The organism is Xanthobacter versatilis (assembly GCF_043193975.1).
GTDB classification, from domain to species: domain Bacteria; phylum Pseudomonadota; class Alphaproteobacteria; order Rhizobiales; family Xanthobacteraceae; genus Xanthobacter; species Xanthobacter autotrophicus_E.
Map to the genome: position 1 here is coordinate 659,713 of NZ_JBAFVB010000001.1, position 16,936 is coordinate 676,648.

Genomic DNA, 16,936 nt, shown 5'->3' on the forward strand with positions numbered 1-16,936 from the left:
GCCCGACCCCGGCCGTCTCAGCGCTCCGTGAAGGCGCGGGAGAAGGCATCCGTGATGGGACGCACCAGATAGCTCAGGACGGAGCGCTCGCCCACATAGAAGGCGACTTCCGCATTCATGCCGGGCACGAGGCGCTGTTTCAGGGCCGGGGGAATGTCGGTCTCGGCCACAGCCACACGGGCGAGGAAGTAGGGCTGGTGGGTGGTCTCGTCCACCAGCCGGTCGCGGGAGACGGTCTTGAGCCTGCCCATCACCATGGGGGTGGTGCGATCGTGGAAGGCGGGGAAGCGCACCTCCACCGCATCGTCCTTCTTGAGCCGGTCGATGTCCTGCACCGGCACCTGGGCATCCACCACCAAAGGCTCGTCCAGGGGCACGATCTCCAGCAGCGTGTCGCCAGCCCGCGCCACCGCGCCGACGGTGTAGGCGCGGGCGTTGATGTTCTGCACCGTGCCGGAGCGCGGGGCGCGGATGTCGATGCGCCCGAGCACGTTGCGCGTCACCCGCACCTTCTCGGTCAGCTCGGCGATCCTCTGGCGCACCTCCAGCAATTGCTTGCCGATGTCCTCGGCCCGCTGCTGGCGCAACTGGGAGACCTGCATGGTGAGCTCGCCGATGGAGCCGCGCACCTTGGCGGTGTCGGCGGTGTTGCGGCCGACCACGCCTTCGAGCCGCGCCTTCTCCCGCTCGATCTGGGAGACGCGGGACTTGTTCACCAGCCGCTTCTGCTCCAGCTGGCGCAGGGAATCCAGCTCGTCGTCGATGAACATCAACTGCTGCTCGGCGGAGAGCCGCTCCTGCGTCAGGCCCTCGATCTCGTGGCCCGACTGCTCGGCGCGGTTTTCCAGGATGCCGGTCTGGCTCTTGAAGGCGGCGCGCCGGTCGCGGAACTGGGTGAGCTGGTCGGCCATGGCGTCGCGCACCACGGGTTGGCCGGCATTGGCGAGGAGATCGTCGGGAAAGACGATCTGCTCCCGCTCGTCCCGCTCCGCAATCAGCCGCGCCTCCAGCGCCAGGGCGGCGCGCAGCTGGGCCAGTGCGGCGTCGTCGCTGGCCTTGGACTGGGTCGGGTCGAGGCGGAACAGCACCTGGTCCTTCACCACCTCCTCGCCTTCCTTGACGAGGATTTCCGCGACGATCCCGCCTTCCAGGTGCTGCACCACCTGCCGCTTGCTCTCCACTGCCACCACGCCGGGGGCGATGACGGCGCTATCCACCCGCGCCAGCGCCGCCCAGCCGCTGACACCGAGGAAGGTGAAGGCGATGACGGCGTAGCCGATGCGGGCCATGGCATTGTAGTCGCCCGAGGGCGGCGGGGGCGCGCCCGGTGCGGTCGGGGGAGCCGGTGTGGTTGGTCGCACGCCGGCGGCAGCGCCCATGTCCGCTCCGGCCAGTGCGGCGCGGGGGCTGAACCAGCTTTCAAGAAACCGCATGGCCATCCTCCATGAACGGGGGCCGTGGGGCGCCGGGCATATTGGGCGGGATTTCGTTCGCCGCCGTCCCGAGGGGAACGCTCGCCAGCGGCGGACGGCTGCGGACCATCTGGGGCCCCGGCTGGGGCATCGGCTGCTGCCCCATCTGTGGCCCGGGCTGGGGCACTGGCTGAGGCCCCGGCTGGGCGGTGGGCGGGCCCCCCGGCTTCGGCGCGCCGCCGGTCAGGCGCTTCAGCATTTCGTCGCGCGGGCCGAACGCCTGGGGCGTGCCGTCCGCGAGCGCGAGGATCAGGTCGCACTGGCCGAGCACCGCCGGGCGGTGGGTCACGATCACCACCGTGCGTTCCGCCGCCTTGAGCTGGCGCAGCGCCTCGGAGAGCGCCACTTCGCCCGGCGGGTCGAGACTGGAATTGGGCTCGTCGAGCACGATCAGGGCCGGCAGGCCGAACACCGCCCGCGCCAGCCCGATGCGCTGGCGCTGCCCGCCCGAGAGGGCGACGCCGCCCTCGCCGATCTGGGTGTTGTAGCCCTGCGGCATGTGCTGGATCAGGTCATGCACGCCGGCAAGGCGGGCGGCGGCCACCACCTCGCTGTCGTGGACCTCGCCGAAGCGGGCGATGTTCTCGGCGATGGAGCCGGAGAACAGCTCCACGTCCTGCGGCAGGTAGCCGATGGCGCGGCCGAGCTGGGCCTCGTCCCAGTGGCCCAGCTCTGAGCCGTCCAGCCGCACGCAGCCGCCGACCGCCGCCCACACCCCCACCAGGGCCCGCGCCAGGCTCGACTTGCCGGCCGCGGTGGGGCCGACGATGCCGAGCCCGGTGCCCGCCGGCAGGCGGAACGACACGTTGCGCAGCACCGGCACATCGCGGCCGGGGGCGCGCACGAACAGGTTTTCCACCGCGATCTCGCCGCGCGGCTCGGGCAGGCGCAGGCGCTTGCCGGGATCAGGCGCCTCAGCCAGCAGAAGCTGGATGCGGGCGTGGGCGGCGCGCACGTTCACCACCGACTTCCAGTTGCTCACCGCCAGCTCGATGGGCTGGATGCAGCGCCCCACCAGGATCGAGCCGGCGATGATCATGCCGGGGGAAATCTCCTTGTGGATGGCGAGGTAGGCGCCGAGCCCGAGCACCACGCTCTGCACCAGGGCGCGGTTGAACTTGGTGAGGGCCACGAGGATGGTGCCGCGATCACCGGCCCGGCCCTGCCAGCCCAGCGCCTGCTCGCGCATGGCGCCCCAGCGCCGGCGCAGCTCGGGAGCCATGCCCATGGCCTGCAGCACCTCGGCATTGCGCAGGGTCGCCGTCGCCAGGGTGCTGGCGGTGATGCTGGCGCGGTTCGAGGCGGAGAGGCTGGGCTGGGTGGCCCGGTTGTTGAGCACCGCGAGGGCGCCGGAGAGCAGCGCGCTGCCCAGCGCCAGGAAGCCGTAGTAGGGATGCAGCAGGGTGGCGCAGATGGCGTAGATGGGCATCCACGGCAGGTCGCACAGGGCGCTGAGGGCGGGACCGGCGAAAAAGTCGCGCACCGTGTCCAGGTCACGCAGGGTCTGGGTCTGGCCGGAGCTGCGGTCGCGCACCGCGGTGCGCTGGATGGCGTCGAACACCGGCACGTGGACCTTGGCGTCGAAGGCGAAGCCGGCCCGCTCCAGCACCCGCGTGCGCAGCGCTTCCAGCGCCGACCACACCACATAGAGGAAGGCGGTGATGAGGGTGAGCAGGATCAGCGTCTCGATGCTGCGGGAGGACAGCACGCGGTCGTAGACCTGCATCATGTAGATCGAGCCGTTGAGGCCCAGCAGGTTGATGAAGAAGCTGAAGACGATCACGGCGATGAAGGCGGGGCGGATGGCCCGCAGGGCCTGATCGAGCGCGGTCGGCTTGTGCGCGGGGGAAGGCCCCCGGTGGCCGGGCGAAAGGCTCATGAAACATCCTCGGCGCGGGTCCGGCTGCGGCCGCGGAAGGCGCTGGCCGCTCGATGCCGCAGCAGCGGCGCGCGCATTGAGATCAGTGTGTCCTTACGGCGAAGCGACGGCCCCGCATCGGCCATGGCGCGGCCGCCTGTGGCGCCCCGCTTGTGGGCCATGACGCAGGGGGGTGGAAAAAAGCCGGTGGTCGCCCGAGGTCACCCCCAAGCCTGCGAATAGAGGTCATGGCCCCGACGCCTCCCGTTTCGACGGTATGACGATGCATTCCCGCTGTCGCAGATCAAGCCCCAAACCGGGGTTTAGGTGGCGCAATTGGAAGCAGCCGACGGAAAATCACGCTTTATTGCCACGAGCTTACGCTGCGCGGCAACTTATGCGAGAAGTTCTTTTATGATACGTGCAAGAGCGGTTCGGGGTCTGGCCTAGTTTCGCAAAACGCCATAGGCGGCGAGGAAGACTCGCACCGCCCCATCGACGGTTTTGGCGATCTCGTCGGGGCTCGGCTGCTGACCGGTGCCGAACATCAGGCCCTTCACCAGGTTGCCCTGGCAGAGGTTGAAGAACTGGAACGCCGCCATCTCGCGGTCGTCCACCTGAAGGTGTCCAAGCTCGGCTTGCCGGCCGAGGAGATCGGCCAGCCGGCGTCCGCCGTGGCAGGGCCCGGCATCGAAGAAGGTGCGGCCCACCGCCGGGAACTTCTCCGCCGCGCCGATGACCATGCGCATGAGGCGGATGTGGTCGGGCTGCACCATCATGGTCATGAAGGTCATGCCGATGCGCTTCAGCAGGCTTTCCACGTCCTTGTCGTCGGGATCGAACTCGAACAGCCGCTCGGCGGACTTGCGGCGGTCGGTTTCCACCAGCGCCTGGAACAGCTCTTCCTTGCTGGAGAAATAGACGTAGATGGTGGCCTTGGAGACTTGGCTGGCGCGGGCGATCTCATCCATGCTGGCGCCGTCGAAGCCCTTGTCGAAGAACACCCGGCGGGCACCGTCGATGATGTCGCGGTGCTTGCCGGCCTCAGGCGCGGTGGTCTGGGGCGCGGCGGGCGCGGGCGCCACCTTCACATCCGCCGCTGCGGCCTTCGTGGGATGCCTCATCTTGAACCTTCCTGACAGACACCCTGCATAGGAGCGCAGCGGCGCGCTGTCAAAATATTTGACTGAACGGTTCAGTTCAATATACTCCATCCAGACGCTGAACTGAACCGTTCAGTTGAAATTCTTCGCGCCAGCCGGAGGGCGACCGTGACACAGGCGAACAGGATCGAACCGGCCGCGAACGACGCGGCTCCAGACACGCCCGCATCGGCGTCGCCGGTTGCCGGCGTGACCGTGCTGAAGCGGCCCGGAGCCGCGCCCGGCGGCGCCCCGCTGGCGGACGCGCCGGCATCAGCCCCGGCGGCGGAGGCAGCGCCTGCCAGGAAGCGCTCGGTGAAGCCGTTCGTCTTCGGCGGCCTGCTGGCGGCGCTGGTGGTGGGCGGCGGCTGGTATGGCACCCACTGGTGGCAGGTGGGTCGCTTCGAGGTCTCCACCGACGACGCCTATGTGGCCGCCGACACCTCCATCCTCGCCGCCAAGGTGGGGGGCTATGTGAAGAGCGTGGACGTGGTCGCCAACCAGTGGGTCAAGGCCGGCGACGTGATCGCGCGCATCGATGATGGCGACTACACCCTCGCCCTGCGTGCCGCGCAGGACAAGATCGCCACCCAGGAGGCCGCCCTGTCGCGCTTCGACGAGCAGGAGAAGGCGGCGGAAGCCGCCGTCGCCCAGGCGCGGGCGCAGCTTGTGGCCAACCAGGCCGACCTGCAGCGCACGCAGCTGGAATTCGACCGGCAGAACAAGCTCGCCAGCTCCCATTTCGCCAGCCAGTCGGTGCTCGACAATGCCCGCGCCGACCGCGACAAGGCGCAGGCGAACGTCGCCGCGGGACAGGCAGCCGTTGCTTCCGCCGAGGCCGCCGTGGCGGTCATCAAGGCCCAGCGCACCGAGGCCGCGCGCGTGCTCGACCAGTACCGCACCGCCCGCGACCAGGCCCAGCGCGACCTCGATTTCACCGTGGTGCGCGCGCCCATCGACGGGGTGGTGGGCAACCGCGCGGTGCAGGTGGGCCAGCTGGTGCAGGCCGGTACCCGCCTTGCCGCGGTGGTGCCGCTGGCCGGCGTCTATGTGGACGCCAATTTCAAGGAAACCCAGCTCGGCCGCCTGCATCAGGGCCAGAAGGTGCGGGTGTCGGTGGACGCCTATCCCGACCGGGATTTCGCCGGCACGGTCATGAGCGTTTCCCCGGCGTCCGGCTCGGTGTTCAGCCTGCTGCCGCCGGAGAATGCCACCGGCAATTTCACCAAGATCGTGCAGCGCGTTCCCGTGCGCATCGGCTTCGACGCCGGCGCGCTCGAAGGGCGCAACCTGCGGCCCGGCATGTCGGTGACCGCCGTGGTCGATACCCGCGCCGACGCCTCCTGAGCGCCGGCCGTTCGGGCCCAAGGACGAACACCATGTCCAGCACCATCACCCAAGGCACGCCCATCGCCCCGCCCCGCGCACCCGCCGCCGCTCCGGGCGTCGAGGGGCGGCGCATGTTCGCCTTCCTGTGCATGGTGTTCGGCATGTTCATGGCGATCCTGGACATCCAGATCGTCTCCGCCTCCCTGGCCGAGATCCAGGCCGGGCTTGCCGCCTCCTCGGACGAAATCTCCTGGGTGCAGACCAGCTACCTCATCGCTGAGGTGGTGATGATCCCGCTCTCGGGCTTCCTGTCGCGGGCGCTGTCCACGCGCTGGCTGTTCGCGGCCTCGGCGGCGGGCTTTACCTTCATGAGCTTCATGTGCGCGACGGCCACGAGCATCGAGCAGATGATCGTCTATCGCGCGCTGCAGGGCTTTCTCGGCGGCGGCATGATCCCCACCGTGTTCGCTGCGGCCTATTCGGTGTTTCCGAAGGAAAAGCAGCCCATCGTGGCGCCCATGATCGGCCTCGTGGCGACGCTGGCGCCCACCATCGGGCCCACCGTGGGCGGCTATCTCACCGACCTGTTCTCCTGGCACTGGCTGTTTCTCATCAATGTGGGGCCGGGCATCCTGGTGGTGATCGCCTCGGTGACGCTGATCGACTTCGACGAGCCGGACTTCGCCCTTCTGGACCGCTTCGACTGGTGGGGCCTGCTGTTCATGGCGGGCTTCCTCGGCAGCCTGGAGTTCGTGCTGGAGGAAGGCCCGACAAACGACTGGTTCGAGGACAATTACATCCTCGCCTTCGCCGTGGTGTGCGGCGTCTCGGCCTTGGCCTTCTTCGCCCGCGTGCTGATGGCGAAGGAGCCGGTGGTGGATATCCGCGCCTTCGTGAACCGCAACTTCGCCATCGGCTCGGCCTTCAGCTTCGTCATGGGCATCGGGCTCTATGGCCTGACCTATCTCTACCCGGTGTATCTGGGGCGGGTGCGGGGCTATTCGGCGCTCCAGATCGGCGAGACCATGTTCGTCACCGGCGTGTTCATGTTCGTGAGCGCGCCCATCGCCGGGCGGCTGATGACGCGGCTCGATCCCCGCATCATGATCGGCGCCGCCTTCGCCGGTTTCGCGCTGGGCACGTGGTGGATCACCTTCATCACCAAGGACTGGGATTTCTGGGAGCTGCTGATCCCGCAGATGCTGCGCGGCACCTCGCTGATGATGGCCATGATCCCCATCAACAACCTGTCGCTGGGCACGCTGCCGCCGGCACAGCTGAAGAATGCCTCGGGCCTGTTCAACCTCACCCGCAATCTCGGCGGGGCGGTGGGGCTCGCCCTCATCAACACCGTGCTCAACAACCGCTGGGACCTGCACCTCGCCCGCCTGCACGAGAGCGTGGAATGGGGCAACCAGGCGGCGCTGGAACAGCTCGACGGACTGACGAAGACCTTCGATGGGCTGGGCTCGCTTGCCTCCGACGCGGCGCTGAAGCAGATGGCGCTCATCGTGCGGCGCGAGGCGTTGGTGATGTCTTTTGCCGACGTGTTCTACCTGCTCACCTTCGTGTTCCTCGCTTTGGTGGTGGCCGCCCCGCTCATGCGCCGGCCCAGGCCCGGCGGGGCAGGGGGCGGCGGCGGGCATTGAGCGGACCCGTCACCCGAAGATGTCGGCGGTGATGGCTGCGTACCAGCCCATGTTCTCATCCTGCGTCGCCCGGCGCAGGGCCGGGGGCTCGTTGGTCTGGGAGATGAAGCCCTCCACTTCGCGGATCCGGCCGTCGGCGGGGGCGTAGCGGCCGCCCACCTTCACCGTGTCGTCGGGGGTGATGAGGCTCCAGCAGGTGTTGGCATAGCGGGCCGGGAAGGCGCGCGCGCCGATCAGGTCGGCCCGCACGCGCATGGCCGCCACTTTTGCCTGGCTGTTGGCGGCGAAGGCGGATTTCGGCATGTCGCCGGGAATGGCGGCATCGCCGATGACGAAGATCGCCGGATCCATGCGCGAGGCCATGCTGTCGGCATCGATCGGGCACCAGCGCGAGGCATCCGCCAGCCCCGCCTGCCGGGCGATGGCGCCGGCCATCTGCGCCGGGATGACGTTGACGAGGGCCGCGTCCCGGTAGGTCTCGAAGCCGGTGGCCACGGTGGAGGTCTTCGGGTCCACCCATTTCAGGCCGTCCGAGATGTCCGGGGCCATCCACTCGATCATGCCCGGGTAATTGGCCTCCCAGCCCTCCTGGAACAGGCCCTGCTTGGAGAACTTCTCCTTGGGATCGACGATGACGATCCTGGCCCGGCCGCGTCCCGTGGTCTTGAGCACATGGGCCATCATCGAGGCGCGCTCGTAGGGGCCGGGCGGGCAGCGATAGGGATTGGGCGGGGCGATGATGACGATCAGCCCGCCGTCCGGTACCGCGTCCAGCTTCGCCTTCAGGATCTGGGTCTGCCGTCCCGCCTTCCAGGCGTGGGGCATGATGTCCTCCGCGTCCTTGCTCCAGCCGGGCACCGAGCCGTAGTCGAGATCGATGCCGGGGGAGAGGATGAGCCGGTCGTAGGGTAGGCGGTCGCCGCCGGAGAGCACCACCGCGCGCCGGTCGCGGTCAATGGTGGATGCCGCCTCGTGGATGACGCGCACGCCCTGCCGCGCCAGCCCCTCATAGCCGTGCACGAGGCTGTCGAAGCTGCGCAGTCCGCCGAGGAAGAGGTTGGAGTGGAAGCAGGTAACATAGGTGGAGTTCGGCTCCACCAGGGTGACCTCGATGGCGCCTGGGGCATCCTTGGCCACGTAGCGCGCGGCGGTGGCGCCCCCCGGCCCGCCACCCACCACCACGAGGCGAGGCTTGGCCTGCCCCAGCACCGCCGGCGCGGCGAGAGTTGAGGCGGCGGTGGCGAGCAGGGTCCGGCGCGAGATCGTCCCGGTCATGGCGGTCAGCCCACCTTGAGATAGGCAAAGCCCTTGTTCTGCAGGGCGCCCACCGTGGCCACCCCCGACGGGACGAAGGCGATGTAGGGGGCCTTGCGGGCCCGCTCCTTGTCGATCTTGTTGCGGGCGAAGGTGAAGGAGCACAGGTAGATCTTCAACCCGTTCTTGGCGAGGGCGTCGATCTTCTCGGTCAGGATCGGGTCCAGCGTCTCCTTCTCCCACATGGTGCCGGCGAGGCTGTCGAGGAAGAACTTCACCCCGCCCGCATGGGCCACCAGCGCCAGCTGGATGGCGAAGGGGTCGGCGCCGTAGGCGGCATAATGGTTGGAGATGTTGTTCAGGGTCTGGGCGAAGCGCTCGTGGTCGCCGTAGTCGCAATGGTAGAGGCAGGCGGTGTCCGCCTCCTTGGCGATGTCCTTCAGTTCCACGCTCTGGGCGGCATGGGCGGCCACCGGAGCGGCCCCGGCCAGCGCCAGGGTGCCGAGAAAGGCGCGGCGATCGAAATGCGGCATGGTTTCCTCCCGGGCCCGGACGTTTGCCGAGCTTATGTCTGACCCGTCATCGTGCGGGCTTCACGTCTTCGAAATAGGCGGCGAGGGCGGCGATCTCCGCGTCCGAAAGTCCCGAGGCGAGGGCATGCATGAGGGGTGAGGGCCGCGCCCCGCTGCGATATTCCTCCATGGCCGCCACGAAAGGCCGCCTGCGGCAGGCCGGCGATGGTGGGCACGCCCCCCGATGCCGCCCCCGGCTGGTGGCAGGAGACGCAGGCCCCGGCGAGCCAGGCACCCAGCTCCACATCGCCCGGCTCCATATTGCCCGAGGCCCGCGCGGGGGCGAGGTCCAGGGCCAGCATAAAGGCCAGTGTGACGGCCAGCATCGGGGCCGGGAGCCATCCGGCCCCGATGCCGTGACGGCCGGGCATGGCCCCCGTCAAATGCATTCTCGTCAAATGCACTCCCGTCAAACGCGCCCTCGGCATGTGGGGCTGGCCTCGCTCCAGATGACGCTCACTCCAGATTACCCTTGGGTGCCTCGCCGTCCGGGGTCACGTTGAGGATCTGGGCGCGGGCGGTGACGTGGACCTCACCGGAGCAGTTGGTCATGCAGGGGTCCTTCTTCCAGAACGCCTTTTCCGTGGTCTCGCGGTCGTCCTCATAGAAGTTCGCCTCGTTGGGCAGCGCCACCTTGGGGAAATTCTCCTTGGACAGGACATAGCCCTCCGGCACCAGGTCGTTGAGGTTCAGCAGATAGGCCACGATGGCATAGGTCTCGTCAGCCGTCAGCGACTGGTTGTTGCCGAACGGCATGGCGCGGTGGACATAGTCGAACACGGTGGAAGCATAGGGCCAGAAAGAGCCGATGGTCTTCTCCGGCCGGTCCGATTTCAGCGTGCCCTGTCCGCCCGCCAGCACCGGCCAGCGCCCCGCCCCCTCGCCGAACTCGCCGTGGCAGACGGCGCAATTGTGCAGGAACAGCTCCTCGCCCTGCTTCACCGATCCCTTGCCCTCGGGCAGGCCCTCGCCATCGGCCCGCACGTCGATGTTCCAGGCGGCGATCTCCTCCGGCAAAGCGGGCCGGCCGAGCGCGATGACCTTGGCGGCCGGCGCCGGGGCGGCGGTGGAGACATTCACCGCCTGCTGCGGCCTGGCCTGTTCCGGCGCGGCCTTCTGCCCCCCGGCGTTCTGCCCCCCGACCTTGGCGGGCGCGCCCTTCGCCTCTGGGGCAGCGCCGGCCGGGGCAGCGAGAAGGAGCGCGGATGCGACCAGCAGCGCCTCAGCCGACTTCCACATTTTCCGTCTCCCCGTTGGAGCGCACCAGCCAGGTCTGGATGCCGTTGTTGTGATAGATGGAATTGGTGCCGCGCACGGCCCGCAGCTCGTTCTTGGTGGGCTGCACATAGCCGGTGTCGTCCATGGCGCGGGACTGCACCATCAGCTCCTGCCCGGCCCAGTCTAAATCCAGGTAGAAGCGGGTCATGGCCATGGGCATCACCGGCCCTTCGAGGCGCGCGGTGGTCCAGTTGCGACCGCCATCCAGCGACACGTCCACCCGCTTGATGCTGCCGCGCCCGGACCAGGCGATGCCGGTGAGCACGTTCGGCCCCTTCTGGCGCAGGGGGGCCTGCGGGCTGGGGCTCGTCACCACGGATTTCGCATCCATGATGAAGGTGAAGCGGCGGGAGCGGCCGTCGGCGAGCAGGTCGGTGTATTTCGAGGTTTCCTCGCGCTGCTGCCACGGCTGGTCGCCCACCTTGATGCGGCGCAGCCACTTGATCCACATGTTGCCTTCCCAGCCCGGCACCACGAGGCGCACCGGATAGCCCTGCTCGGGCCGCAGCGCCTCTCCGTTCATGGCGAAGGCGACGAGGCAGTCGTCCAGCGCCTTCTCGATGGGAATGGAGCGCGTCATCACCGCCGCGTCGGCGCCCTCGGCCAGCACCCATTTGCCCTTGGGCTTCACCCCGGCCATGTCGAGGAACGCGCGCAGCGGCACGCCGGTGTAGAACACGTTGTGGATCATGCCGTGGGTGAACTGGCAGCCGTTGAGCTGCGCGCCGCGCCACTCCATGCCGGAATTGGCCGCGCATTCGAGGAAATAGGCCCGGTTGACCCGGCCCGGCATGCGCCTGATGTCGTCCAGGGTGAAGACCAGTTCCTTGTCCACCATGCCGTGGATCATGAAACGATACTTGTCCGGATCGATCTCCGCCTCGCCGCCATGGTGGCGGACGAAGCACAGGCCGTTGGGGGTGATGACCCCGTCGAGAGCATAGAGCGGAGTGAAGCTCACCGAGCTTTCCGAGCTGGCGGTGAGCCAGGTCACCTCGCGCCGCACCACGTCCTTCTCGAACTTCGAGGGCTTGCCGTAGGGATTGACGTTGACGCCGGGGCCCAGCGTCTTCGACCAAGCTGGCACCGGCACGATGTTGGGGTCGGGGCCGGCGGCAGCTGCGGGGCCGGCGCGCAGGGCACCGGCGCCGGCCGCGGCCGCACCGGCCCCAAGGCCTGCCACGGACAGGAAGCGGCGGCGCGAGAGCGGCGGAGCGACAGCGTTTCCGGCGGCGCGGCCGGTGTCTGGGAGCTGGTTATCGGACATGGCGTCCTCCCTGGTATTCTTTTATTCGTTTGTTTGAATATTTTCGGCGAAATCGGGTGCCTGAGGCAGCCCGGCTTGTCGGGGGCAAGTCGGCATTTACCTCACGCCCCCGTCACCTTCACCGACGCATTGGGCGCGATCTTCACCGTCTTGGCGTTGGCCACGTAGCGCTCCACCACCTCCCAGATGGGCGGGCCTTCCACGTTCTGGGAGACCGAGGCCCAGCCGGCGACCGTATAGGTCTTGTCCGCCTCCAGCGGCTTGCCGGTCTTCAGGAAGGTGAGGTCGGAGATGCGCTGGCCGACGCCCTTCGACACGTCGATGGCGTAGCCCACGCCTCCCACCCGCACCATGTCGCCGCCGCCCTGGAAATAGGGGTCGGGATGGAAGATGTTGTCGGCCACATCCTCCAGCACGTCCTTCAGCTGCCGGCCGGTCATGGTGTTGCGGTAGCAGGCCGGATAGGTGATGGCGGTGGCGTTGGAGATGGTCTCGAAGGTGATGGGATCGCCCGGCAGCAGCGTGCCGCCCCAGCGAAAGCCGGGGGAAAGGGCGATTTCCGCGTCCCGCTCCTTGAGGAGCGCGTCGCAGATCATGTCGTCGAAGGTGCCGTTGAAGTTGCCGCGCCGGTACAGCAGGCTTTCCGCCCGGCCCACCTCACGGGCAAGGTCCTTGGCATAAGGCGCGCGGATGTCCGCCACCAGCTTCGTCATCTCCGGATCGGGCGCGATCACGTCCGAGAACACCGGGATCAGCTGGAACCTGTAGCCGGTGACCTTCTTGTCCTGAACGTCGAGATCGAGGCGGGACAGGAACTTGCCGTGGGAGCCGGTGGCGATCAGCAGGGTCTTGCCCACCTCGGTGGCGGCGGGCATGGCATCATGGGTGTGGGCGGTGAGGATCACGTCGATGCCCTTCACCCGCGTGGCCATCTTGCGGTCCACGTCGAAGCCGTTGTGGGAGAGCAGCACCACCACGTCGGCGCCGCCGGCACGGGCAGCATCCACTTGTCTTTGCATCTCCTCCTCGCGGATGCCGAACTCCCAGTCCGGGATCATCCAGCGCGGGTTGGAGATGGGGGTACGCGGGAAGGCCTGGCCGATGACGGCGATCCTGGCGCCGCCCTTCTCGAAGGTCTTCGCCGCATCGAACACCGGCTCGCCCCATTCGGTGGAGCGCACATTCTGGGCGAGGAAGGCGAAGGGGGCCTTCTCCTTGATCGCCATGACCCGGTCGGCGCCGTAGGTGAACTCCCAGTGCCCCACCATGGCGTCGAGCCCGAGCGCGGAGAACACCCGCACCATGTCCTCGCCCTTGGTCTGCAGCGACGACCACGAGCCCTGCAGCCCGTCGCCGCCGTCGAGCAGCAGCACCTTGTCCGCCCCCCGCTCGGCGCGGATGGCCTTGATGAGGGTGGCGATGCGGTCCACCCCGCCCATGCGGCCATAGCTGCGGGCGAGCGCCGTGAAGTCCTCCGAAGTCAGCGCATAGGCGTCGCGCGTGCCCGGCCTGATGTTGAAGTAGTTGAGGAAGGCCATATCGGTCAGGTGCGGCGGCACGCCCCGCGCGTCGCCGACGCCCAAATTGATAGACGGTTCACGGAAGTAGAGCGGATTGAGCTGGGCATGGATGTCGGTGACATGCAGAATGGTGAAGGTGCCGATCCTGCCGAACTTCAAGAGGTCATTCTGGGTCAATTGCCCGCCGATGGCCTGCGCCAGCCCCGGTCCCGAGGCGGCGAGAAGGCCGGCGAGCGCCGTCCCGGCGGACAGAAAATCGCGCCTTGAGATCATGGTGATCGCGCTTTCCAAAAGTCATAGGGGTAGCGTTGTCCGGATCACCTCGTGATCCGGATGTGTAGCGCTCCCGAAATCCAGATAAGGGGCGGATTTATGCTTTGGCGTCAGGCGACGGTGAGCTTGGCGGTGGCCTTCTGCTCGGCGCCGGCGTCGTCCTTCCAGGAGAAGGTGAACTCGCCGCTCTCCCGGGCCTTGTAGAAGAAGGACTGGAAGGGATTGGCGGAGATCGCCGGGAACCATTCGGCAGTAAAGAAGGTCTTACCGTTGAACGCGGCCTGGAAGCTGTTGATGATGTCGCGCGGCACCGTCTTGCCGGCAGCATCCTTGCGCTGGCCGCTTTCCATCTCGTGGGAAATCAGGGTCTTGATCTCGATGATCTCGCCGGCTTTCGCCTGGGCGGGGACGCGCACGCGGGGCGCGGACTTGATGGCCATGGGTTTCCTCCCGATTAGTCAGGTGGGGCGATTTTCGCCCACGATTATTTTGATTCGTTTTGAACTCTACTCAGCCACCGCAGCCGCCGATGGTGACCTTCACCTGCGACCGGGCGGAAAACAGCGCGCCGGAGGACATTTCCGCCACCGCGATCACATTCTGCGTCTGCGCCAGCCGCATCCGGGCCGAAGCCGAGGCTTTCCCGCTGTCCGGGGTGAAGGTGTAGGTGACCACCTGCGGAAGCGGGTTACCATCGGCGAACACATGGACAGACTTGACGAAATCGGCCTCCGTCATGGGGCTGTCCACGTCGATGTTGATGGGCACGACGAGGCCGTTCTCGGCGATTTCCGGCACGTCCAGCTTGATCTTGCCTTCGCCCATGGCCTTGCCGCCAAACAGCTTTTTCATCTCCTCCGCCACCTGCGCCTCGGTGGCGAAGCTCATGCGCGGCGCCAGCACCGCAGCAAGGGCCGCAATCCCTGCCAGCTGCAGCGCTCGGCGTCGGGTGGCAAGACGGGGTGAATCCACGTGAAGGGTCATCCGTTTCCTCCTGGGCGGCCCCTGGATGAGGCCTTAAATGCTTATTTTTTCTTGATGATCTGAGGCGGGCGCACCGCGCCGTCGCCAATCAATTTCACATATTGTGATATCGATTTCTTTGAATGTAAAGTATCCTCCGTCAGGTCATCGCGATTGCCTATCACTGGCCGCCGCGGGGCCGAAGGCCGTTGCGTTCCAAGGGCTTCACCAGAAGGCCCGGCGCCTCGGCCCGCCAAGACCGGGAGGATATATGCGACCCAAAGTCCCGTTTCTCACATGTCTGTGCGCCCTCGCCCTCCTCCTCGCCCCGACCTTCCGGGCCGGCGCCCAGGAGGATGCGAGCGAGAAGGAAATCGAGCGCTACCGCGCCATGATCAACGATCCCATGGCCAATCCCGGCTACCTCGCGGTGGACCGGGGCGAGGCCCTGTGGGCGGAAAAGCGCGGCACGAAAAACGTGTCCCTGGAAAGCTGCGACCTCGGTCTGGGCGCCGGCAAGCTGGAGGGCGCCTATGCCAAACTGCCGCGCTATTTCGCCGATGCCGACAAGGTGATGGACCTGGAACAGCGGCTGCTCTGGTGCATGGACAAGATCCAGGGCCTCGACATCAAGCCCATCATGGCAAAGCCTTTTTCCGGGCCGGGCCGTGGTTCGGACATGGAGGATCTCGTCGCCTTCATCGCCAACAAGTCCAACGGCATGAAGATCGCCGTGCCGCTTGATCATGCCAAGGAGAAGGAGGCCTATGGCATCGGCGAAGCGCTGTTCTTCCGCCGCTCCGCCATCAATGACTTCTCCTGCTCCACCTGCCATGCGGACGCCGGCAAGCGCATCCGCCTGCAGGGCCTGCCGCAGCTCGACAAGCCCGGCAAGGACGCGCAGCTGACCATGGGCTCCTGGCCCACCTACCGGGTTTCCCAGAGCGCGCTGAGAACCATGCAGCACCGCCTGTGGGACTGCTACCGCCAGATGCGCATGCCGGCCCCGGACTACGCCTCGGAGGCGGTCACGGCGCTCACCGTCTTCCTGAATGCGCAGGCAGCGGGCGGCGAGCTCAACGTTCCGTCCATCAAGCGCTGAGGGGGAGAGGCATCATGAAGAAGATACTCATCGCCGCCGCGCTCGTTCTGCCCGGCTTGGCTCATGCCCAGCAGATCCCGCCGGCCTCTCCCGCCGTGGTGGATCGGGTGGTGAAGGAAAGCTTCACCAAGCTGCCCGAAGGCTGGGCGCAACGGCTCGTGCCGGACGAAACCATGCAGCTGTGCTCTGTGACGCGGAACCAGCCCGCGGCCAAGGAGGCGGAGGCCATCATGGCGCGGGAGGCGAAGACCGTGAAGCTGCCGGAGGGCAGCGTCATCGGCAACTGGAAGGAGGGGGAGAAGGTCGCGCAGAACGGGCGTGGCGGCCAGTTCTCCGATCCGCCGGGCACGGTGAGCGGCGGCAACTGCTATGCCTGCCACCAGATGGACCCGCGCGAGGTGAGCTACGGCACGCTCGGCCCGAGCCTCACCAATTACGGCGCGGATCGCAAGTTCGCCCCGGCCGATGCCAAGGCTGCCTATGCCAAGGTGTTCAATCCGCAGGCGGCCTTCGCCTGCTCGCCCATGCCGCGCTTCGGGCACAACGGGGTGCTCAGCGAGCAGCAGATCAAGGACGTGGTGGCCTATCTTTTCGACCCCGATTCACCGGTGAACAAGCCGTTGAAATAGCGCTTCACGACGACTTGGCCCCGCTTCGCGCGGGGCCATTTTTCAGGTGCGGTCCTGGCGGGCAAGAAAGGCGTCGAAGGTCGCGTCCTTGTAGGCGCCCTGCGCCACATAGCGGAACATGGCGGCGAACTCCGTCTGCGGCAGCAGGCCGGGCAGGCGCGCCACCTCCTTCGCCGTGCCACTGTCCAGCGCGAAGAACTGGAAGGTCGGCGTCGCGCGGATGCGCTCGCGTTGTCCGAACGCCTTTTCGGTGAGGCGGGCACCGTCGAAGGCCGTCACCTCGCGGGCGCCGAACAGGTCCAGATGGACGATGTCGAACGCCGCGCGGATGGGATCGGCGAGGGCCGGGTCGGCGAAATAGACGGTGTGCAACGTCTTGCAATAGATGCAGCCGCGCTGGCTCCACTGCAGGGCGAAGTGGCGTCCCTTCGATGTGGCGGCGGACAGATCTTCGGAGAGGTCGAGGAAGCTGTCCAGATACCAGTCCTGCGTATAGAGGCCGTCATCTCCGAGCCGCGTCACGGCCTTCGCCGCGCCGGGCGTGAGCGCCGTCGCCGCAATGGTGCCGGTGAGGCTCGCGGCGCCGCGCAGGAGGCCGCGGCGGGTGAGGTGGGATGCATCCGACATC

16 protein-coding genes are annotated in these 16,936 nt (G+C 67.5%); 4 read left to right on the forward strand and 12 right to left on the reverse strand.

The features are described from left to right. Window positions 1-17: 17 nt before the first annotated feature. The 3 genes from V5F66_RS02955 to V5F66_RS02965 form a co-directional block, all read right to left on the reverse strand. The gene (locus V5F66_RS02955) at window positions 18-1,433 is read right to left on the reverse strand and encodes an HlyD family type I secretion periplasmic adaptor subunit (RefSeq protein WP_012113532.1); all 1,416 of its coding nucleotides are present in this window, start codon (window positions 1,431-1,433) and stop codon (window positions 18-20) included. Beyond that, window positions 1,420-3,351: a type I secretion system permease/ATPase gene (locus V5F66_RS02960; RefSeq protein WP_394049988.1), complete on the reverse strand. Its 1,932-nt coding sequence runs from the start codon at window positions 3,349-3,351 to the stop codon at window positions 1,420-1,422. The genes V5F66_RS02955 and V5F66_RS02960 overlap by 14 nt, the downstream gene beginning before the upstream one ends. A 425-nt stretch (window positions 3,352-3,776) precedes the next feature. Further along, a complete protein-coding gene (locus V5F66_RS02965; RefSeq protein ID WP_394093193.1) occupies window positions 3,777-4,454 on the reverse strand; it encodes a TetR/AcrR family transcriptional regulator in 678 nt (225 codons plus the stop codon). A gap of 147 nt (window positions 4,455-4,601) precedes the next feature. Between V5F66_RS02965 and V5F66_RS02970 the strand changes: the two genes are divergently transcribed. Both V5F66_RS02970 and V5F66_RS02975 read left to right on the forward strand, forming a co-directional pair. Further along, entirely contained in the window at window positions 4,602-5,819 is a 1,218-nt protein-coding gene (locus V5F66_RS02970) for an HlyD family secretion protein (RefSeq protein ID WP_394049984.1), read from the forward strand. A 32-nt stretch (window positions 5,820-5,851) separates the two neighbouring features. Further along, window positions 5,852-7,450, forward strand: a complete 1,599-nt coding sequence (locus V5F66_RS02975; protein ID WP_394093194.1) for a DHA2 family efflux MFS transporter permease subunit — start codon at window positions 5,852-5,854, stop codon at window positions 7,448-7,450. 9 nt (window positions 7,451-7,459) lie between these two features. Here the strand turns inward: V5F66_RS02975 and V5F66_RS02980 are convergent, their stop codons facing one another. The 8 genes from V5F66_RS02980 to soxY all read right to left on the reverse strand — a co-directional run bounded on the left by V5F66_RS02980 (window position 7,460) and on the right by soxY (window position 14,598). Then, on the reverse strand, window positions 7,460-8,725 hold the full coding sequence (locus tag V5F66_RS02980; RefSeq protein ID WP_394093195.1) for an FCSD flavin-binding domain-containing protein: 1,266 nt from the start codon (window positions 8,723-8,725) through the stop codon (window positions 7,460-7,462). A gap of 5 nt (window positions 8,726-8,730) precedes the next feature. Continuing rightward, window positions 8,731-9,237: a DsrE family protein gene (locus tag V5F66_RS02985; RefSeq protein ID WP_394093196.1), complete on the reverse strand. Its 507-nt coding sequence runs from the start codon at window positions 9,235-9,237 to the stop codon at window positions 8,731-8,733. A 46-nt stretch (window positions 9,238-9,283) separates the two neighbouring features. Beyond that, window positions 9,284-9,415, reverse strand: a complete 132-nt coding sequence (locus V5F66_RS02990; RefSeq protein ID WP_394093197.1) for a c-type cytochrome — start codon at window positions 9,413-9,415, stop codon at window positions 9,284-9,286. A 317-nt stretch (window positions 9,416-9,732) separates the two neighbouring features. Further along, window positions 9,733-10,515, reverse strand: a complete 783-nt coding sequence (locus V5F66_RS02995; RefSeq protein ID WP_394093198.1) for a c-type cytochrome — start codon at window positions 10,513-10,515, stop codon at window positions 9,733-9,735. Further along, window positions 10,499-11,821: a sulfite dehydrogenase gene (gene soxC / locus V5F66_RS03000; protein WP_394093199.1), complete on the reverse strand. Its 1,323-nt coding sequence runs from the start codon at window positions 11,819-11,821 to the stop codon at window positions 10,499-10,501. The genes V5F66_RS02995 and soxC overlap by 17 nt, the downstream gene beginning before the upstream one ends. A 101-nt stretch (window positions 11,822-11,922) precedes the next feature. Then, window positions 11,923-13,614: a thiosulfohydrolase SoxB gene (soxB, locus tag V5F66_RS03005; protein ID WP_394093200.1), complete on the reverse strand. Its 1,692-nt coding sequence runs from the start codon at window positions 13,612-13,614 to the stop codon at window positions 11,923-11,925. Window positions 13,615-13,724: 110 nt separating this feature from the next. Then, entirely contained in the window at window positions 13,725-14,054 is a 330-nt protein-coding gene (gene soxZ / locus V5F66_RS03010; RefSeq protein WP_012113545.1) for a thiosulfate oxidation carrier complex protein SoxZ, read from the reverse strand. A gap of 70 nt (window positions 14,055-14,124) precedes the next feature. Continuing rightward, window positions 14,125-14,598: a thiosulfate oxidation carrier protein SoxY gene (gene soxY / locus V5F66_RS03015; RefSeq protein WP_012113546.1), complete on the reverse strand. Its 474-nt coding sequence runs from the start codon at window positions 14,596-14,598 to the stop codon at window positions 14,125-14,127. A 250-nt stretch (window positions 14,599-14,848) separates the two neighbouring features. On the opposite strand from soxY, the gene soxA reads away from it, so the two are divergent. Continuing rightward, on the forward strand, window positions 14,849-15,679 hold the full coding sequence (gene soxA / locus V5F66_RS03020) for a sulfur oxidation c-type cytochrome SoxA (RefSeq protein WP_012113547.1): 831 nt from the start codon (window positions 14,849-14,851) through the stop codon (window positions 15,677-15,679). 14 nt (window positions 15,680-15,693) lie between these two features. Further along, entirely contained in the window at window positions 15,694-16,308 is a 615-nt protein-coding gene (soxX, locus tag V5F66_RS03025) for a sulfur oxidation c-type cytochrome SoxX (RefSeq protein ID WP_394049975.1), read from the forward strand. Between the two features lie 42 nt (window positions 16,309-16,350). Here soxX and V5F66_RS03030 read toward each other — a convergent pair whose 3' ends face one another. After that, entirely contained in the window at window positions 16,351-16,935 is a 585-nt protein-coding gene (locus V5F66_RS03030; RefSeq protein ID WP_394093201.1) for a SoxW family protein, read from the reverse strand. Window position 16,936: the final 1 nt, after the last annotated feature.

Excerpts from the sequence above, each read along its gene's own strand:
- V5F66_RS02955 (WP_012113532.1), bottom strand. The coding sequence starts at position 1,433 with ATGCGGTTTCTTGAAAGCTGGTTCAGCCCCCGCGCCGCACTGGCCGGA.
- V5F66_RS02960 (WP_394049988.1), bottom strand. The coding sequence starts at position 3,351 with ATGAGCCTTTCGCCCGGCCACCGGGGGCCTTCCCCCGCGCACAAGCCG.
- V5F66_RS02965 (WP_394093193.1), bottom strand. The coding sequence starts at position 4,454 with ATGAGGCATCCCACGAAGGCCGCAGCGGCGGATGTGAAGGTGGCGCCC.
- V5F66_RS02975 (WP_394093194.1), top strand. The coding sequence starts at position 5,852 with ATGTCCAGCACCATCACCCAAGGCACGCCCATCGCCCCGCCCCGCGCA.
- V5F66_RS02980 (WP_394093195.1), bottom strand. The coding sequence starts at position 8,725 with ATGACCGGGACGATCTCGCGCCGGACCCTGCTCGCCACCGCCGCCTCA.
- V5F66_RS02985 (WP_394093196.1), bottom strand. The coding sequence starts at position 9,237 with ATGCCGCATTTCGATCGCCGCGCCTTTCTCGGCACCCTGGCGCTGGCC.
- V5F66_RS02995 (WP_394093198.1), bottom strand. The coding sequence starts at position 10,515 with ATGTGGAAGTCGGCTGAGGCGCTGCTGGTCGCATCCGCGCTCCTTCTC.
- soxC (WP_394093199.1), bottom strand. The coding sequence starts at position 11,821 with ATGTCCGATAACCAGCTCCCAGACACCGGCCGCGCCGCCGGAAACGCT.
- soxB (WP_394093200.1), bottom strand. The coding sequence starts at position 13,614 with ATGATCTCAAGGCGCGATTTTCTGTCCGCCGGGACGGCGCTCGCCGGC.
- soxZ (WP_012113545.1), bottom strand. The coding sequence starts at position 14,054 with ATGGCCATCAAGTCCGCGCCCCGCGTGCGCGTCCCCGCCCAGGCGAAA.
- soxY (WP_012113546.1), bottom strand. The coding sequence starts at position 14,598 with ATGACCCTTCACGTGGATTCACCCCGTCTTGCCACCCGACGCCGAGCG.
- soxA (WP_012113547.1), top strand. The coding sequence starts at position 14,849 with ATGCGACCCAAAGTCCCGTTTCTCACATGTCTGTGCGCCCTCGCCCTC.
- soxX (WP_394049975.1), top strand. The coding sequence starts at position 15,694 with ATGAAGAAGATACTCATCGCCGCCGCGCTCGTTCTGCCCGGCTTGGCT.
- V5F66_RS03030 (WP_394093201.1), bottom strand. The coding sequence starts at position 16,935 with ATGTCGGATGCATCCCACCTCACCCGCCGCGGCCTCCTGCGCGGCGCC.